The 14,195-nt window shown below is 69.4% G+C and carries 12 protein-coding genes; 5 read left to right on the forward strand and 7 right to left on the reverse strand.

Annotated features, from left to right (window positions below; all coding sequences use genetic code 11):
- Window positions 1–2,771, reverse strand: a 2,771-nt coding sequence (locus HMPREF0058_RS01110) for an MMPL family transporter (protein ID WP_081449128.1), incomplete at its 3' end; no start/stop codon positions are given.
- Window positions 2,772–2,939: 168 nt separating this feature from the next.
- On the opposite strand from HMPREF0058_RS01110, the gene HMPREF0058_RS01115 reads away from it, so the two are divergent.
- Window positions 2,940–3,638, forward strand: a complete 699-nt coding sequence (locus HMPREF0058_RS01115; protein WP_006547806.1) for a TetR/AcrR family transcriptional regulator — start codon at window positions 2,940–2,942, stop codon at window positions 3,636–3,638.
- 29 nt (window positions 3,639–3,667) lie between these two features.
- Window positions 3,668–4,423, forward strand: coding sequence for a 5'-methylthioadenosine/S-adenosylhomocysteine nucleosidase (gene mtnN, locus HMPREF0058_RS01120; protein ID WP_006547807.1), 756 nt, complete (start codon window positions 3,668–3,670; stop codon window positions 4,421–4,423).
- A gap of 22 nt (window positions 4,424–4,445) precedes the next feature.
- On the opposite strand, the gene HMPREF0058_RS01125 is transcribed toward mtnN, so the two are convergent.
- Window positions 4,446–4,754 (reverse strand): thiamine-binding protein, encoded by a 309-nt coding sequence (locus HMPREF0058_RS01125; protein ID WP_006547808.1) that lies wholly within the window; start codon window positions 4,752–4,754, stop codon window positions 4,446–4,448.
- Between the two features lie 114 nt (window positions 4,755–4,868).
- Between HMPREF0058_RS01125 and HMPREF0058_RS01130 the strand changes: the two genes are divergently transcribed.
- Entirely contained in the window at window positions 4,869–5,591 is a 723-nt protein-coding gene (locus HMPREF0058_RS01130; RefSeq protein ID WP_006547809.1) for a TetR/AcrR family transcriptional regulator, read from the forward strand.
- Window positions 5,584–7,224 (forward strand): MDR family MFS transporter, encoded by a 1,641-nt coding sequence (locus tag HMPREF0058_RS01135; protein WP_006547810.1) that lies wholly within the window; start codon window positions 5,584–5,586, stop codon window positions 7,222–7,224. Before HMPREF0058_RS01130 ends, HMPREF0058_RS01135 begins: the two co-directional genes overlap by 8 nt.
- A gap of 394 nt (window positions 7,225–7,618) precedes the next feature.
- Here the strand turns inward: HMPREF0058_RS01135 and ahpD are convergent, their stop codons facing one another.
- The 4 genes from ahpD to HMPREF0058_RS01155 all read right to left on the reverse strand — a co-directional run bounded on the left by ahpD (window position 7,619) and on the right by HMPREF0058_RS01155 (window position 11,781).
- Entirely contained in the window at window positions 7,619–8,149 is a 531-nt protein-coding gene (gene ahpD / locus HMPREF0058_RS01140) for an alkylhydroperoxidase, AhpD family (RefSeq protein ID WP_006547811.1), read from the reverse strand.
- 2 nt (window positions 8,150–8,151) lie between these two features.
- The gene (locus HMPREF0058_RS01145) at window positions 8,152–8,733 is read right to left on the reverse strand and encodes a peroxiredoxin (RefSeq protein ID WP_034236163.1); all 582 of its coding nucleotides are present in this window, start codon (window positions 8,731–8,733) and stop codon (window positions 8,152–8,154) included.
- 147 nt (window positions 8,734–8,880) lie between these two features.
- The gene (locus tag HMPREF0058_RS01150; protein ID WP_006547813.1) at window positions 8,881–10,029 is read right to left on the reverse strand and encodes a YeiH family protein; all 1,149 of its coding nucleotides are present in this window, start codon (window positions 10,027–10,029) and stop codon (window positions 8,881–8,883) included.
- Window positions 10,030–10,194: 165 nt separating this feature from the next.
- A complete protein-coding gene (locus tag HMPREF0058_RS01155) occupies window positions 10,195–11,781 on the reverse strand; it encodes an aspartate:alanine exchanger family transporter (protein WP_006547814.1) in 1,587 nt (528 codons plus the stop codon).
- A gap of 139 nt (window positions 11,782–11,920) precedes the next feature.
- Here HMPREF0058_RS01155 and HMPREF0058_RS01160 point away from each other — a divergent pair, with 139 nt between their 5' ends.
- On the forward strand, window positions 11,921–12,496 hold the full coding sequence (locus HMPREF0058_RS01160) for a phosphoribosyltransferase (RefSeq protein ID WP_006547815.1): 576 nt from the start codon (window positions 11,921–11,923) through the stop codon (window positions 12,494–12,496).
- A 187-nt stretch (window positions 12,497–12,683) separates the two neighbouring features.
- Here HMPREF0058_RS01160 and HMPREF0058_RS01165 read toward each other — a convergent pair whose 3' ends face one another.
- Window positions 12,684–14,024, reverse strand: a complete 1,341-nt coding sequence (locus HMPREF0058_RS01165) for a TIGR04053 family radical SAM/SPASM domain-containing protein (RefSeq protein ID WP_006547816.1) — start codon at window positions 14,022–14,024, stop codon at window positions 12,684–12,686.
- Between the last annotated feature and the right edge of the window lie 171 nt (window positions 14,025–14,195).

Below are 14,195 nucleotides of genomic sequence, written 5' to 3' on the forward strand. Positions count from 1 at the left end.
GTGCGTGGTGGGGCTGCCACCCGCTGCGGCGCACGGCGCAGGCGTGCCACGCCGTCGCCGTCGACCTCCACCACGCTGGCCAGCGTGACCCCGCTGGCGGCTGGAACCTCCTGCGGTGCGCCCGGGCCGGCGGTGACGATGACCGCGACCCCACGCCCGGCGAGCTCGCCGACCCGCTTCCACCGCCGGTCACCCGGGTCATCGACGACGACGATCTTGACGTGCTCAGCAACCGGATCGTCATAGGCGTGGATCGAGGTGGTGACGGTCTGGATGGCGGCGGCACCGTCAGGCAGGACGTGGTCATCGACCACGAGCAGGCCCTCGCTGGGCCGCAGGCGTCCTCCCACGAGCGCCGCCAGCGCGCGCCGTGCCACCGAGTGCTCGGTACGCACCAGCGCGACCTCCCCAGCGGCCACCGTCAGGTCCAGGCCGGACAGGGCGGCGCCCTCGCTGTCAGAGACGGTGACCCCTTGCGCCCGCAGCACCACCTCGCCGTGCTCGGCGACCCAGGCCTCGTGCTCCAGGGTGCGTTCCAGGCCCTCGCCCTCGACGTCGATGACGGGCAGCTGACGCTCCAGCCAACGCGGCAGCCTCCAGGCGGCGGGCCCGAGCGCGCTCATGATCGCCGGGATGAGGGTCATGCGCACGATAAAGGCGTCCACGGCGATACCGACGGTCAGCGCCACCGCGATCGGCTTGATCTCAACAAGCTCAGCCGGGATGAAACCGGCGAAGACCGCGGTCATGATGACGGCCGCCGCGGTGACCACCGTGGCTGAGCCGACGAAGCCCTTCTCCACGCACTCGCAAGCGATCTGGCGTGCACGCTCACCGCGGGCCACTGGTCCACCGCGGTGGATCCACTCCTCGCGCATCCGCGAGACGAGGAAGACCTCGTAGTCCATCGCCAGGCCGAACAGGACGCCCATGACGATGACGGGCATGAAGGAGATGACGGCGCCAACCTTGGACACGTCCAGCAGGCCCGCCAGCCAGCCCCAGCCGAAGACGGCGCCAGCCGCGCCCATTCCCGCCGCCAGGGACAGCAGGTACCCCAGGGTGGCGGTCAGCGGTACCGCGATCGAGCGGAAGACGAGCATGAGCAGGACCAGGGACAGGCCCACCACCACGATGCCGAAGGGCAGCAGCGCGGAGTTGAGGGACTGCGAGACGTCAATGGCAACGGCCGTCTGACCCGTGACCATGACCTCGGTGATCCCCAGGTCTTTCTCATAGGTGGAGGCGTTGTCCCGGATCGTGTGGACCACGGCCTCGGTGCGCGAGTCGGTCTGGGCGTAGGTGGGGCGGATCTGGACCAGGGCGAGCGTGGCGTCCTCGTTGGGCGTGGCCATGGCGATGTCTGCCACGCCGTCGATCTGGGAGATGTGCTTGGCCAGCGTGTCCACGACGCCCAGCGGGTCAGTGGTGTTGGTGATGTCTGCGATGACGACGATGGGGGAGTTATAGCCGTCCCCGTAGGCGGCGGCGATCGCGTCATAGGTCTCGCGCTGCTCGGTGCCCTCAGGCTGGAAGCCGTTGTCCGTCAGGGCGAGCTTGAGACCGGTGATCGGCACTGCCGCCACGGCCAGGACCGCGAGGACGGCGCTGACCGTCAGCCACGGGTGTCGGGTGACCCCACGCACCCACCGCTGGGCAAAGGTGGGCCTGCCCGAGGCCTGACGCTCCCGCTGGCACCGGGCGCGCCGCGCGTCAGGCTGGAGCCTCCTCCCCAGTGCCCCGATGAGGGCCGGGACAACCGTCAGCGCGACGAGCACCGCGCAGGCCACCACGAAGGCCGAGGCCACACCCATGACCGTGAGGAAGGGGATGCGGGCCACGGCCAGGCCGCACAGGGCGATGACCACGGTGGTCCCGGCAAAGACGACGGCGCTGCCCGCCGTCGCCGTGGCGCACCCGGCTGCCTCGGCCGGGCTGAGTCCCTGGGCCAGGTACTCACGGGCCCGGGAGATGATGAACAGGGCGTAGTCGATGCCGACCGCCAGGCCGATCATGACGGCGAGCACGGGCGTGGTGGAGTTGACGTCAACAACGTTGGCCACCACGAAGATGCCGAGCATTCCCGCCGCCACACCGATGAAGGCAGCGATCAGCGGCGCGCCGGCAGCCAGGACCGAGCCGAAGGTGATGAACAGGACGATCGCGGCGATGACCACGCCGATGAGCTCGACCACGCTCAGCCCCAGGCTCACCGAGGCCCCGATCGAGCCAGAGTCCTGGATCCTCAACTGCGGGTCCGCCTTCTGGGCGGCAGCCTTGGCCTCCTCGATCTGGGCGTCGAGGCGCTGGGCCGCGGAGGTGGTACCGGAGGTGATCGAGCCCAGGGAGGTGTCCGCCTGGATCTGGGCCAGGGCGTGCGCGCCGTCCTGGGAGACCGTGGACGGGCTGGCCGGGGTCCCGCTAGCGGCGTCCGCCGCAGAGCCGAAGGGCTGGGAGACCATGGCCACGCCGTCCATGGCGGACACGGCACTGACAAAGCCCTCGATGGCCTGCCGGTGTGCCTCGATATCACCGTCCTTGGCGGTGAACAGCACCTGCTCGGAGGTCCCGGCGGCCTGCGGCAACCGGTTCTCCAGGACCTCCAAGCCCTTCATCGACTCGGCGTTGTTAATGGTGAAGGTGGAGGAGAGGTTGGCCCCGGTCAGGGCCACCACCCCGGCCAGGGCCGCGATCAGGACGAGCCAGGCAGCAACCACTCGCGCGGCGTGCTCAGCACACCAACGTCCCACCTTGTGCAGCAGTGCGGACACGTGCGTCCTCTCGACAGGCCCAGGAGCGGGCAGACGAAGTTTCCGTACAAAACTGTACTCGATATATGATCGTACGGAAACATCGAGCACCGGATGAGTGCCACGACCTACCCTGCCCCTACCCACCGACATCAATTCCGGCACCAGCCACCCAGCACCTGGAGGACCATGGCCTCGCCTCAGCTTCGTAAGCGCGAGAACACCCGCGCCCGACTCGTGGACGCCGCCGCCACCGTCATCGCCGCCAAGGGCTTCGAGGGCGCGCGGATCGACGACGTCGTCAGCCAGGCCGGATTCACCCGCGGCGCCTTCTACTCCAACTACTCCTCGCTCGACGAGGTTCTCACCGAGGCCCTGATCGCCCGCGGCCGCCGCCTGCTCACACGCGTGACCCAGGCCGTGGAGGAGATTGAGGGCGAGATGACGATCGAGACCCTCATGGAGGTCCTGGAGCTCATCCGCCCCGAGGCGCGCACGATCTACCTCATCTCCACCGAGTACACCCTGCGCCGCATGCGCCACCCCGACTCCCCCGAGATCCCGCTGGCCACCCGCGAGGAATTCACCGGCCTGCTGTCCGGGGTCGTCGTCGACGTCCTGGCCCGCATGGGACGTACCCCCTCCCTGCCCGCCCACAACATCGCCGACGTCATCGCCCTGTTCTTCCTCGACTCCATCGCCAAGGAGGCTCAGGCCGGCAGCTCACCCACCTCGCCCCACAACCCGCGCCAGTACCTGCGTTACGTCATCGAGGCCGTCATCACAGCTCTGTCCCACCCGGTCGACGACGGCGAAGCGAGCCCGGTCCACTCCCTCACCCAGGTGGTCAGCCAGCTCGGGCCCACCTGCCCGCAGGGCGAAGAGTAAGTGTCACACCCCTCCAGTAGGGTCGCCCCATGAGCACCCGCCGCGTCGCCGCCCTCGTCGTCACCGCCATGCCTGAGGAGGCCCAGCCCTTCCTGGAGGCGCTACCCCTGGTGGACAAGGCTGAGCCAGTCAGCCTCCTGGGCGCCGCCCAGGCCTGGTCCCTTGAGCTTCCCGCCCGTGAGGACGGCGCCGAGCCGCGCGAGCTCGTCCTGGTGCACAGCGGCATCGGCCTGGTCGCGGCCGCGAGCGCACTGTCCACCACCCTGAGCCAGGTCACCCCTGACCTCGTCATCTCCGCCGGCACCACCGGAGGCCTCGGGCGCGAGATCGAGGTCGGGGACGTGTGCGTCTCCCAGACGCTGGCCTACGGGGACGTGGATGCCACCGCCTTCGGCTACGCCGTCGGCCAGACTCCCGGCCAGCCCGCAACCTTTACCGCGGACGCCGAGCTCGTGGCACGTGCCGGTGCCGCCCTGGAGGCCCTGCACCAGGCCACGCCCACCTCTGCTGAGGCCAGGATCCACGTGGCGCAGATGCTGGCCGGCGGCTCCTTCGTCACCGCCGCCAACGTCAAGGACATGCGTGAGCGCTTCCCGCAGGCCGTGAGCACGGATATGGAGTCCACGGCGCTGGCACAGGTGTGCCACGCTGCCTCCATCCCCTTCGCCTCAGTGCGTGGGGTCTCGGACCTGTGCGGGCCCGAGGCCGGGCAGGACTTCCACATCGGTGCCGACGAGGCCGCAACCCGCTCGGCCGCCGTCGTCCTGGCCGCACTGAACGCCTAAGGAACCCCCGAGGGCTCGGCCCTCAGGCCTGCTCGCGCAGGTGAGCCTCGACCCGCTCAACCTTGGCCGTGAGCTGACCGTCCCAGCCGGGGCGGATGTCTGCCTTGAGGACCAGGGAGACTCGTGGGCTCACCGCCGCAACCGCCTGGCAGGCACGCTTGACCACGTCCATGCACTCGTCCCACTCGCCCTCGATCGTGGTGAACATCGACGTCGTCTCATTGGGCAGGCCGGACTCGCGCACCACGCGCACAGCGGCGGCCACCGCCTCGGACACAGAGCCGTCCGGGGCGCTGGAGGTGGACGGGGAGACAGAGAAGGCAACAAGCATGCCTCCATCCTCACCCCCACAGCCCACCCGACCGGGTATTCCCACGGTTCCTGTGCCGATCAGCACACATTGTTGCACTTAGTGCAAAGTCTGCACCGGGTGCAGAATCTTCATATGCCTCCGACATCAGATACCGCCTCCCGCGAGCCGAACCTGCGGGCCAAGCGCGCGCGGCGCACACGCCAGGCACTGCAGGCCGCGGCCCTGCGCCTGGCCGCCGAGCGCGGATACGAGGCCACCACGATGGAGGACGTCGCCACCGCGGCGGGAGTCTCACGGCGCACCGTGTTCAACTACTTCCCCACCAAGGCCGACCTCTTCATCCGCATGCCCAGCTCCCCCGAGCACGAGGACATCGAGCGCTTTGTCGCCTCGGACGGAGACCTGCTGGACGACCTGGCGGCGCTGACCGCCAACACCGACCCCAGCGAGCTCGTGGACCCCGAGGACTTCCGCAACCTGCGGCTCGTCCTGCGCGACAACCCCGAGCTCACCCTGGAGCTCCAGAAGCACGTGCGCCTGTACAGCTCGGTCATCCGTGCCGCCATCGCGCGGCGCCTGGACGCCGACCTGTCCGATCCGCGCGTCCTGGCCGCCTCCGCCCTGTCCTCGGCCCTGCACAAGAGTGCGATCAACCTGTGGGCGGACCAGGCGGGTAGCGACTGCCCCGCCGGCGAGGACGCACCAGCCTCCGGGCGGCGTCGCCACACAGCAAGGCACCTGGAGTCGGTCAGCGACGCCGTCGCCCTCATCACCACCAGCCTCAAGGAGCTCCTGGCTCCCCATCAGCAGGCTGCTACCTCGACCTCACAGACAGAAAGGACCTCGCGTGACTGACACCGCCACCTCCGCGAGCGCGGCCGCCACGCCTGCCGCTGAACCGGACTTCCACCCCGACCGGCGGTTCTGGGCGGTCTACGCCTCGCTGCTCGTCGTCATGTTCCTGTCCGCCCTGGACCAGACGATCGTGGGTACCGCGCTGCCCACCATCGTCGGAGACCTGGGCGGGGCCAGCCACATGGCCTGGATCATCACCGCCTACACCCTGGCCGTCACCGTCGCCATGCCGGTCTACGGCAAGCTCGGCGACCTCGTGGGGCGCAAGAACCTCTTCCTCATCGCCATCGCCCTGTTCCTCATCGGCTCCGCGCTGTGCGGAACGGCGTCCAGCATGGGCCAGCTCATCGCCTGGCGCGCCCTGCAGGGCCTGGGCGGCGGCGGCCTCATAATCTCCTCCCAGGCCATCACCGGTGACCTCATTCCGCCCCGCGTGCGCGGCACCTACATGGCCCCCATGGGCGCCATGTTCGGCATCGCCTCGATCCTCGGCCCGATCGTGGGCGGATGGCTGACCGACTCCGTCTCCTGGCACTGGGTCTTCTGGGTCAACCTCCCGCTGGGCGTCGTCGCCTGGATCGCCGTGTGGGCGGTCCTCAAGCTGCCCGCCCACAAGCTCACTGCCAAGATCGACTGGCTGGGCCTGGTGCTGATGAACCTCGGCGCCGTCCTCATCGTCCTCGTGGCCACCTTCGGCGGCAACGAGCTGGAGTGGACCAGCCCCGCCCTCATCGCAATGGTCGTGGTGGCCGCGCTCGCCTGGCTCAGCCTGCCGCTGGTTGAGAAGCGCGCTGCGGAGCCGATCCTGCCGATGAGCGTGCTCATGAACCGCACCTTCATCCTCACCACTGTCCAGGGAATGCTGGCCATGGGCGGGATGATCGGCGCCAACCTCTACCTGCCGACCTACCTCCAGATGAGCTACGGCTACTCCGCGACCGTGTCCGGACTCCTCCTGGTCCCCATGACCGTAGGCATGCTCGTGGCAGGTATCGGCTCTGGGATCCTGGTCACCCGCACCGGCCGTTACCGCCTCTACCCGGTGGTGGGCCCGCTCATCGCCGCGGGCGCCCTGTGGTGGATGAGCACCTTCACCGCCACCACCCCGGTGTGGCACATCTCGACGGCCGTGTTCGTCATGGGCGCCGGCATCGGCCTGTTCTTCCAGCTCCTGGTGACCCTGGTGCAGAACGACGTCGAGCCGCGCAACCTTGGCACGGCCACCAGCGGGAACAACTTCTTCCGCGAGGTGGCGGTCTCCCTGGGCGCGTCACTGATCGGCGTGGCCTTCGCGGACAACCTCACGGGCCAGCTGACCACCAACATGACCGCGCTGGCCTCAAGCAAGGACCCGCAGGTCCTCCAGGCCCTGGCTCAGTTCGAGGGGACCAACACGGCCTCCTCCCTGACGCCCGCACTGGTCAACCAGCTGCCTGACGCTCTCCACACGGCGGTCACCACCGCCTACGCGGACGCGCTGAGCCCCATCTTCCTCATGATGGTGCCGATCTTCCTCGTCACTGCTGTCATCGGCCTGTTCTACAAGGAGGTGCCGCTGTCCCAGAAGAGCGCCCTGGAGCAGGTCGAGGAGCAGGAGCGCCAGGAGGCCGAGCGGGAGCTTCAGCAGGCCTGAGCTCGTGGGCTCCCGGCTCCGCCACCCCACCGCCACCTCCGCTACCCCACCGCTTCCGTCGCTACCCCTTCACCTCCTCCGCCACCCCGTAGCACGCGCCACGGCACACAACCCCACCACCTCACCGCGCCCACCGCTACCCCTCCACGTTCGTCGCCACCCCTTCGCCTCCTCCGCCACCCCGTAGCGCGCGCCACGGGGTAGCGACGAACAGTAGGGGGTAGCGAAGAACGGCAAAGGGTAGCGAGGGACCCCCTGGGGTAGCGGCGGACGGCGAGGGGTAGCGGCAGACTCCCAGGGGCAGCAGCAAACGCACGACGGCGGCCGATGACCTTCACACAGAAGATCACCGGCCGCCGTCGTCATGCTCGTGCGCGGCGCGCACCGGCCAGGTTCAGCCGAGAGTCTCGACGACCTCGATCGCCTGAGCAGCACCCTGGACGGTCGCCGCGATACGCACGGCCTCCCAGACCTGCTCGGTGCTCAGGCCCTCACCACGCACGGTGGCGTCGTGCGCGGTCACGCACTTCTCGCAGCCGTTGATCGTGGACACCGCCAGGCTCCACAGCTCGAAGTCGATCTTGTCGACCCCGCCGGAGGACCCGATGATGTTCATGCGCAGGCCCATGCGCTCGTTGGCGTAGTCGCCGCCCAGGAAGTGGCGAGCACGGTAGGCCACGTTGTTCATCGCCATGATCGAGGCGGCACCGAGCGCAGCGGACACAGCCTCCTCACTCAGGTGCTCCTTGGCCTCCTCAGCCACCTGGACGAGCACGGACTCGTTGCGGGTGGCGGCTGCAGCGGCGAGGAAGGTCCCCCACTGCTGCTGCTCGGTCAGCGTCGTGGAGCGCACAAGGCTGGAGAGGTTGAGGGACAGGTCCTTGGCCCACTCGGGCAGGGCCGAGCGCAGGTTCGCGATCGTCATCCTCAGGCCTCCATCTCGTGCAGGGCGTCGATGGTGGCAGCGCCGGCCTTCCAGTTGCAGGCGCACAGCTCGTCGGACTGGAGGGCGTCGAGCTGACGCAGGATCTCCTCGGTGTTACGGCCCACGGAGTCAGCCGTCACGGAGACGGACTGGATGACGTTGTGCGGGTCGACGATGAAGGTGGCGCGGTCAGCCTCACCGGTGGCGCGCTTGATGCCCAGGGCCTCAACCAGCTCGCGGTTGAGGTCGCTGGCCATGGGGAAAGGCAGGTTCTGGAGCTTGTCGTGGCTGCGACGCCAGGCGTAGTGGGTGTACTCGTTGTCCACGGACACGCCCACGACCTCGCAGTCGCGGTCCTTGAACTCCTCGTAGAGGTCACCGAAGGCGGCGATCTCGGTGGGGCACACGAAGGTGAAGTCCTTGGGCCAGAAGAAGACCACGCGCCAGGTGCCCTCGGGGACGTTGCTGGAGACGGTGGTGAAGTAGTCCTCAGGCTGGTGGGCGTCCACGTCCTTGAGGTTGCCGGGGATCACGGCGGTGAGCTCGTAGCTGGGGAACTGGTCGCCGATAGTGAGAACGGCCATGGTGCGCCTCCTGTAGTGCATTGTGGAGTGCGGGCCGGCAGGCCCCACACCCGTGTCCTGCACCACGGTAGAAGCCTTCTTCGATAAGTTCAAGTGAGTAGTTCCTAATTTTCAATGAACTTTGGTTATCTCACCGGCCACCATTCCCTAACGGACGAGCACCAACACCCCCAGCAACGAGACCAGGGCGGAGACCACGCCAGCCACCGCCCCAAGCCCGAGCGCCCGGCCGCCGCCTCGCGCGAGCCGGCGCAGGTCCACCGCCGCCCCCATGGCGAACATCGCCATGGTGAGCAGGAAGGAGGCCACTGCGCTTCCCCACTCAAACCAGGCCACCGGCACGCTCCCCTCGCCGAGGGTCCGCAGGAGCACGCTGACCACAAAGCCAATGACGAACCAGGGCACGAGCGGCGCGCTGCCGCGATTGCGGGCAAATCCGGACCGCCTGGACGTATCGCCGTCCCCCGCCTGCCCGCTCAGGCGGGCGGCGCGGCGCGCCTCCAGCGCACCGACAACCGCGATGAGCGGGGCCAGCAGAACCACGCGCCCAAGCTTGGCCACCACGGCCACGTCCAGGGCCTCGGGCGAGATGAGGCCGCCGGCCGCCACGACCTGACCAACCTCGTGCACACTGGCTCCCACCCACACCCCGGCGGGCGTGGCCTCCAGGCCGAGCCAGCGCACGAGCACCGGGAGCACCAGCAACGCCACGGTCCCGAACAACGTCACCGAGGCGATCGCAGTCGTGGCCGCCTCGTCCAAGCTCTCACCCGCGGCACCCTTCCCGCCCGCGGCTCGCGTGTCTGCTCGGCCGGCACCCACTGGGCCATCGGCTCGCACCACCGCACTCATGCCGGCTACGGCCGCCGCGCCACAGATCGCAGCGCCGGTGGCGGTGAGAACGGTGGTCGCATGACCAACGCCTAGCCGCGGGCCCACCCACACCGTGGCAGCAAAGACCGTGACAACCGTGAGCGCGATGACGCCAAGCGCTCCCCAGCCCAGCGCCGCCACCGCCCGCAGTGACAGCCGCAGGCCCAGCAGGACCACGCCCAGGCGCAGCAAGGTCTTGCCGGTCAGAGCGAGCCCCGGCTCGGCAACAGCCGGAACCCCGCGCAGGTTGCGCGCCGCCACGCCTGCGACGATTGCCACGAGCATGGCTGAGACCAGGGGGACGTGGTCGTTGATCGTGGTGGCCGTAAGCGCAACCAGGCCACACAGGACCACGCCGGGCCACACCCGCCACAGCCACGAACGCCACTGGGAAACATTGGAGGAAGAAGTCACGGCGACCATCTTGCCAGTTGCGAGAACTAGACGCTGTCACGATCCCGGGCGATCTACCCCCGGCACCACGGAGCGGCCGATCCTCACCCGCCGCAAACGCTGGAATACCGCGGACATCTCTCCCTTCCCGAGACCAGCGCGTAAGAATCGCCCGGGATTGTGACACGCACCTCGCTACAGCGCCACGAGCACCTGTACCATGACGATCTTGACCACGATCGCCAGCGCGAAAAGCGTGGCGTAACCGGCCTCGATGCGCTCATCGTCGCGCCGAGACAGGGCGAAGGCCAGAATCGCCGGCTGCCCCACAAGCCCCGCCAGCCCTCCGGCCGCACGCGGGGCGCTGACCCCCACCCAGCGGGCCCCGCCCAGCAGGATCGCCGCGTTGACCAGGATGATGAGCGCCGCCAGACCCCCAACCGCCAGGCCCGTCAACGAGAAGGCAGAAGCGGCAAAGTCGGGCCCGGAGGCGAGCCCGATCGCGGCCAGGAAGAAGAGCAGGCCGAGCTGGCGAATGGTGGCGTTAGCAGCGTGAGGCAGCCCCCACACGAAGGGGCCAGTGCGGCCGACCCGCCCGAGCACCATGCCCACCACGAGCGGGCCGGCTGCCACGCCGAGCCGCAGGGTGATGCCGCCGGGCAGCGGGATGGCCACCAGGCCCAGCAGGACACCGAGCGCCATCCCGATCCCGACGCTGAAGGCGTCGATCTGGGAGATGGAGCGCTCGGAGTCGCCGAAGTAGTCGGCGGCGGCCTCCAGCTGCTCGGAGGGGACCACGGCGAGCACGCGGTCACCCAGCTCCAGGACCAGGTCCTCGCGGGCCAGCAGGTCCAGGTCGCCCCGGCGCACGCGCGTGATGACGCCATGGAAGCGTCCGGGCAGGTCGAGCTCCTCGATGGTCCGCCCGGCCACGCGGGTGGAGGAGACCGTCAGGCGGCGGTAATCGACGGCGGTGCGGTCCTTGGCCAGGCAGCGGTCCATGCCCGAGCCCAGCTCGTCCACCGCCTCCGCGAGCGCCGCCGGAGAGCCGACGACGACCACGCGGTCGCCAGCCAGCAGCTCCTCGCCCGGGGTGACCACGCGGGTCGCCCCCTCGCGCTCCAGGTAGGAGATGCGGATGCGTCCGGAGCGGAAGGCCTCCATCTCGGTCAGCCTGACCGGCCTCAGCAGCTCAACGCTGGTGGCCTTGAGCCCGTCGGCTGAGGCGGGCCGCGGGTCGCGCCGGCCCGGCCACTGCCGCCCGACGACGAGGGCGACGACGATGATCGCCACCGCCACACCCACCGGGTAGGCCAGGGCGTATCCGACGGCGGGCTCCTGGCTCCCAGCAGCCTCGATCGCCGCGTCCAGGACCGGGGAGGTCAGCGCCCCAGCGTAGGCGCCGGAGTCCATGGCCGGGGTGATGCCGGTGAGGTGGGAGTAGCCGGCGCCGGTGACGCCGGCGGTCACCAGCGCCAGCACGCACAGAGCCATGAGCGGCAGCTGGCGCCTCAGGTCGCGGAAAAAGGTGTTGCCCGCCCCGATGCCGACGGTGTAGCAGAACAGCCCGAGGCCCAGGCTGCGCAGGAAGCTCAGGTCCGCGCCGAGCCGGGGGTCGAGCGCACCGATCGCAAGGCCCACGAAGAGGGCGCCGGCCGCGCCGAAGCGGATGGGGCCAAAGGGGATCTGGCCCGCTGCCGTGCCCAGTCCGATGACGAGGAAGACGGTCAGGACGGGAGCGGCGGCCAGGACGTCGACCACGGGGAGCAGGAAGTCGGGCACGCTCCCAGGGTATCGGCCCCGGCTCGCGCTCTCACCTCCGGCCGAGCGTGCGCGGCTGCGGCCGGCGGACCGGGGCAGGGGCCCGCAGGTCCCCGCCTGGTCGCAGCCGCACACCTTCGACGCAGGTAGGCTTGGCCGGGTGACCGATGCGAACGCCACTGCCTCCCGTACCCCTTTTGACGACGGCGCCACCTCCGAGGCTGCCCCCGACCGCGAGGAGCTCACCTGGGAGCTGTTCGGTCAGGCCGAGCGCGAGCTGTCCGCTCAGATCGTGGCCTCCGGATGGATGCCGGACCTCATCATCGCCATCGCCCGCGGCGGCCTCATCCCGGCAGGCGCCATCGGCTACGCGATCGGCGTCAAGGCCATGGGGTCGATGAACGTGGAGTTCTACACGGGCATCGGCGAGACCCTGGAGGAGCCGGTCATTCTGCCTCCGCTCATGGACGCCTCTGAGCTGCCCGGCAAGCGGGTGCTCGTGGTCGACGACGTCGCGGACTCCGGCAAGACCCTCAAGATGGTCATGGAGCTGCTGCGCCACCAGGGCCTGGACCTGGGCGGGGAGAACGTCCAGGTCGATGCCCGCTCGGCCGTGATCTACCGCAAGCCTCGTTCGGTCTTCGAGCCGGACTACTGCTGGCGCGAGACTGACAAGTGGATCAACTTCCCCTGGTCCGTCCTGCCCGTCATCACCCCGGGATCCCTCCAGGGCTGAGCGCCGCCACCTCACCGTCACCTCACCACCGGCTTCACCCCCGACCCTTCCAACAAAACCGTGGTTTCATGTGAGAGACCGGCACTTACGCACGTCGTAGGTGCCGGTCTCTCACGTGAAACCACGATCGCAAGGGCCTGCTGGGCGGCCACGGCTGACCGAGGCCCGCCTCTGGCAGGCTGCCCATCTACCGACCGGTGCGCCCCGCCATGGACCGCATAAGCGCCGTGACGTCCTCGGCGTAGGGGAAGGTGCCGGGCTGGTAGGCGCACAGTGGTTCCTCGGCGTGGAGGTTGCCAGTGGTGTTGTAGGCCCTGGCCCGCGAGCCTCCGCACACGCGGTTGTACTCGCATCGCCCGCACTTGCCCTCCAGCAGGCTCGTGTCCCGCACACCGGTGAAGACCTCCGAGCTGCGGTAGATCTCGGTGAGCGAAGACTCGCGCACGTTGCCGGCGCTCTTCTCCAGGAAGCCCGACGGCGTCACCTCCCCGACGTGGGAGACGAACATGAACCCGTTGCCGCTGGAGACGGTGATCGGGGGGCGACGACGTCGCTCACCGTGGTCCAGACCGAGCTCGACGATCCGCTCACGCAGCTGGTGGTACAGGGGGCCGAGGTGCATGGCCTCGACGACCTCGTCGTGGCTGAGTCCTCGCTGGGCCAGGACGTAGCGCTGGAGGGAGACGCGGCGGAAGTGGTGTCCCTCCGTGGTCTTGGCGGGCACGGCCTCGCCCATGTCGTAGAAGCAGTTGAGGACGTCCTCGATCTCCTGCGCGTTCAGGGAGCCCAGGTCCACGCCGCGGCCGGTGGGCACCAGGAGGAAGCCCGACCAGGTCATGGCACCGTGCTCACGCACGAGCGCCGCCAGGTCCGGCAGCTCGTGGACGTTGTGACGGGCGACGACGGAGTTGATCTGGACCTTCATCCCCAGCTCGCGGGCAGCCTCCCAGCCTGCGATGGTGCGGTCGAAGGTGCGCTCGACGCCGCGGAAGGCGTCGTGGGTGGCGGCGGTGGCGCCGTCGAGCGAGAGGGAGATGACGTTGACGCCGTTGTCCTGCAGGCGCGCCAGGGAGTCCTTGTTGAGCTTGTCCGTGCCCGAGGGGGCCACGGCCACGTGCAGCCCGGCGGCCGTGCCGTAGGCGGCGAGCTCGGCGAGGTCGGGGCGCTCGAAGCAGTCGCCGCCGGTGATGATGAAGATGACGGCTGGCTGGCCGAAGGAGGCTGCCTCGTCCATGAGGGCCTTGGCCTCGTCGGTGGTGAGCTCACGGGGGTCACGCAGTGGGCGGGACTCGGCGCGGCAGTGACGGCAGGCGAGCTGGCAGGCGCGGGTGGCCTCCCAGGTCACGAGCATGGGGCGCATCGTGGGGTCGTGACGCTGGACGCGCACGGGTCGGGCGCTGCGCTGCGGGCGCGTGGCAGACGGGTTAGCCGCCTGGGACCCGTGGGAAGGGGTGGCGTCCGGAGAGCCGGGCGTGCGTGCATCCAGGTTGGTGACACCGTGTGCGGGGGCGAGTGGGGCCTCGGTCATGGGCCCAGCCTAGGAAACTCCTCGTTTGAGTGGCGTCATTGGCGATACCACTGTTCCTTTGACGCAGGTTCAGCGGGTACCTGATGAGGCATGCAGAAAAAGGGGAGGGGGTTGTCCCTCTCCCAGGAGCAACCCCCTCCCCAGCACAGGTAGGCGGTTTGTCAGGGGCGC

The organism is Actinomyces urogenitalis DSM 15434 (assembly GCF_000159035.1).
Classification (GTDB): domain Bacteria; phylum Actinomycetota; class Actinomycetes; order Actinomycetales; family Actinomycetaceae; genus Actinomyces; species Actinomyces urogenitalis.

Excerpts from the sequence above, each read along its gene's own strand:
- HMPREF0058_RS01145 (WP_034236163.1), bottom strand. The coding sequence starts at position 8,733 with ATGGCCGTTCTCACTATCGGCGACCAGTTCCCCAGCTACGAGCTCACC.
- ahpD (WP_006547811.1), bottom strand. The coding sequence starts at position 8,149 with ATGACGATCGCGAACCTGCGCTCGGCCCTGCCCGAGTGGGCCAAGGAC.
- HMPREF0058_RS01125 (WP_006547808.1), bottom strand. The coding sequence starts at position 4,754 with ATGCTTGTTGCCTTCTCTGTCTCCCCGTCCACCTCCAGCGCCCCGGAC.
- HMPREF0058_RS01115 (WP_006547806.1), top strand. The coding sequence starts at position 2,940 with ATGGCCTCGCCTCAGCTTCGTAAGCGCGAGAACACCCGCGCCCGACTC.
- HMPREF0058_RS01150 (WP_006547813.1), bottom strand. The coding sequence starts at position 10,029 with ATGGTCGCCGTGACTTCTTCCTCCAATGTTTCCCAGTGGCGTTCGTGG.
- HMPREF0058_RS01165 (WP_006547816.1), bottom strand. The coding sequence starts at position 14,024 with ATGACCGAGGCCCCACTCGCCCCCGCACACGGTGTCACCAACCTGGAT.
- mtnN (WP_006547807.1), top strand. The coding sequence starts at position 3,668 with ATGAGCACCCGCCGCGTCGCCGCCCTCGTCGTCACCGCCATGCCTGAG.
- HMPREF0058_RS01130 (WP_006547809.1), top strand. The coding sequence starts at position 4,869 with ATGCCTCCGACATCAGATACCGCCTCCCGCGAGCCGAACCTGCGGGCC.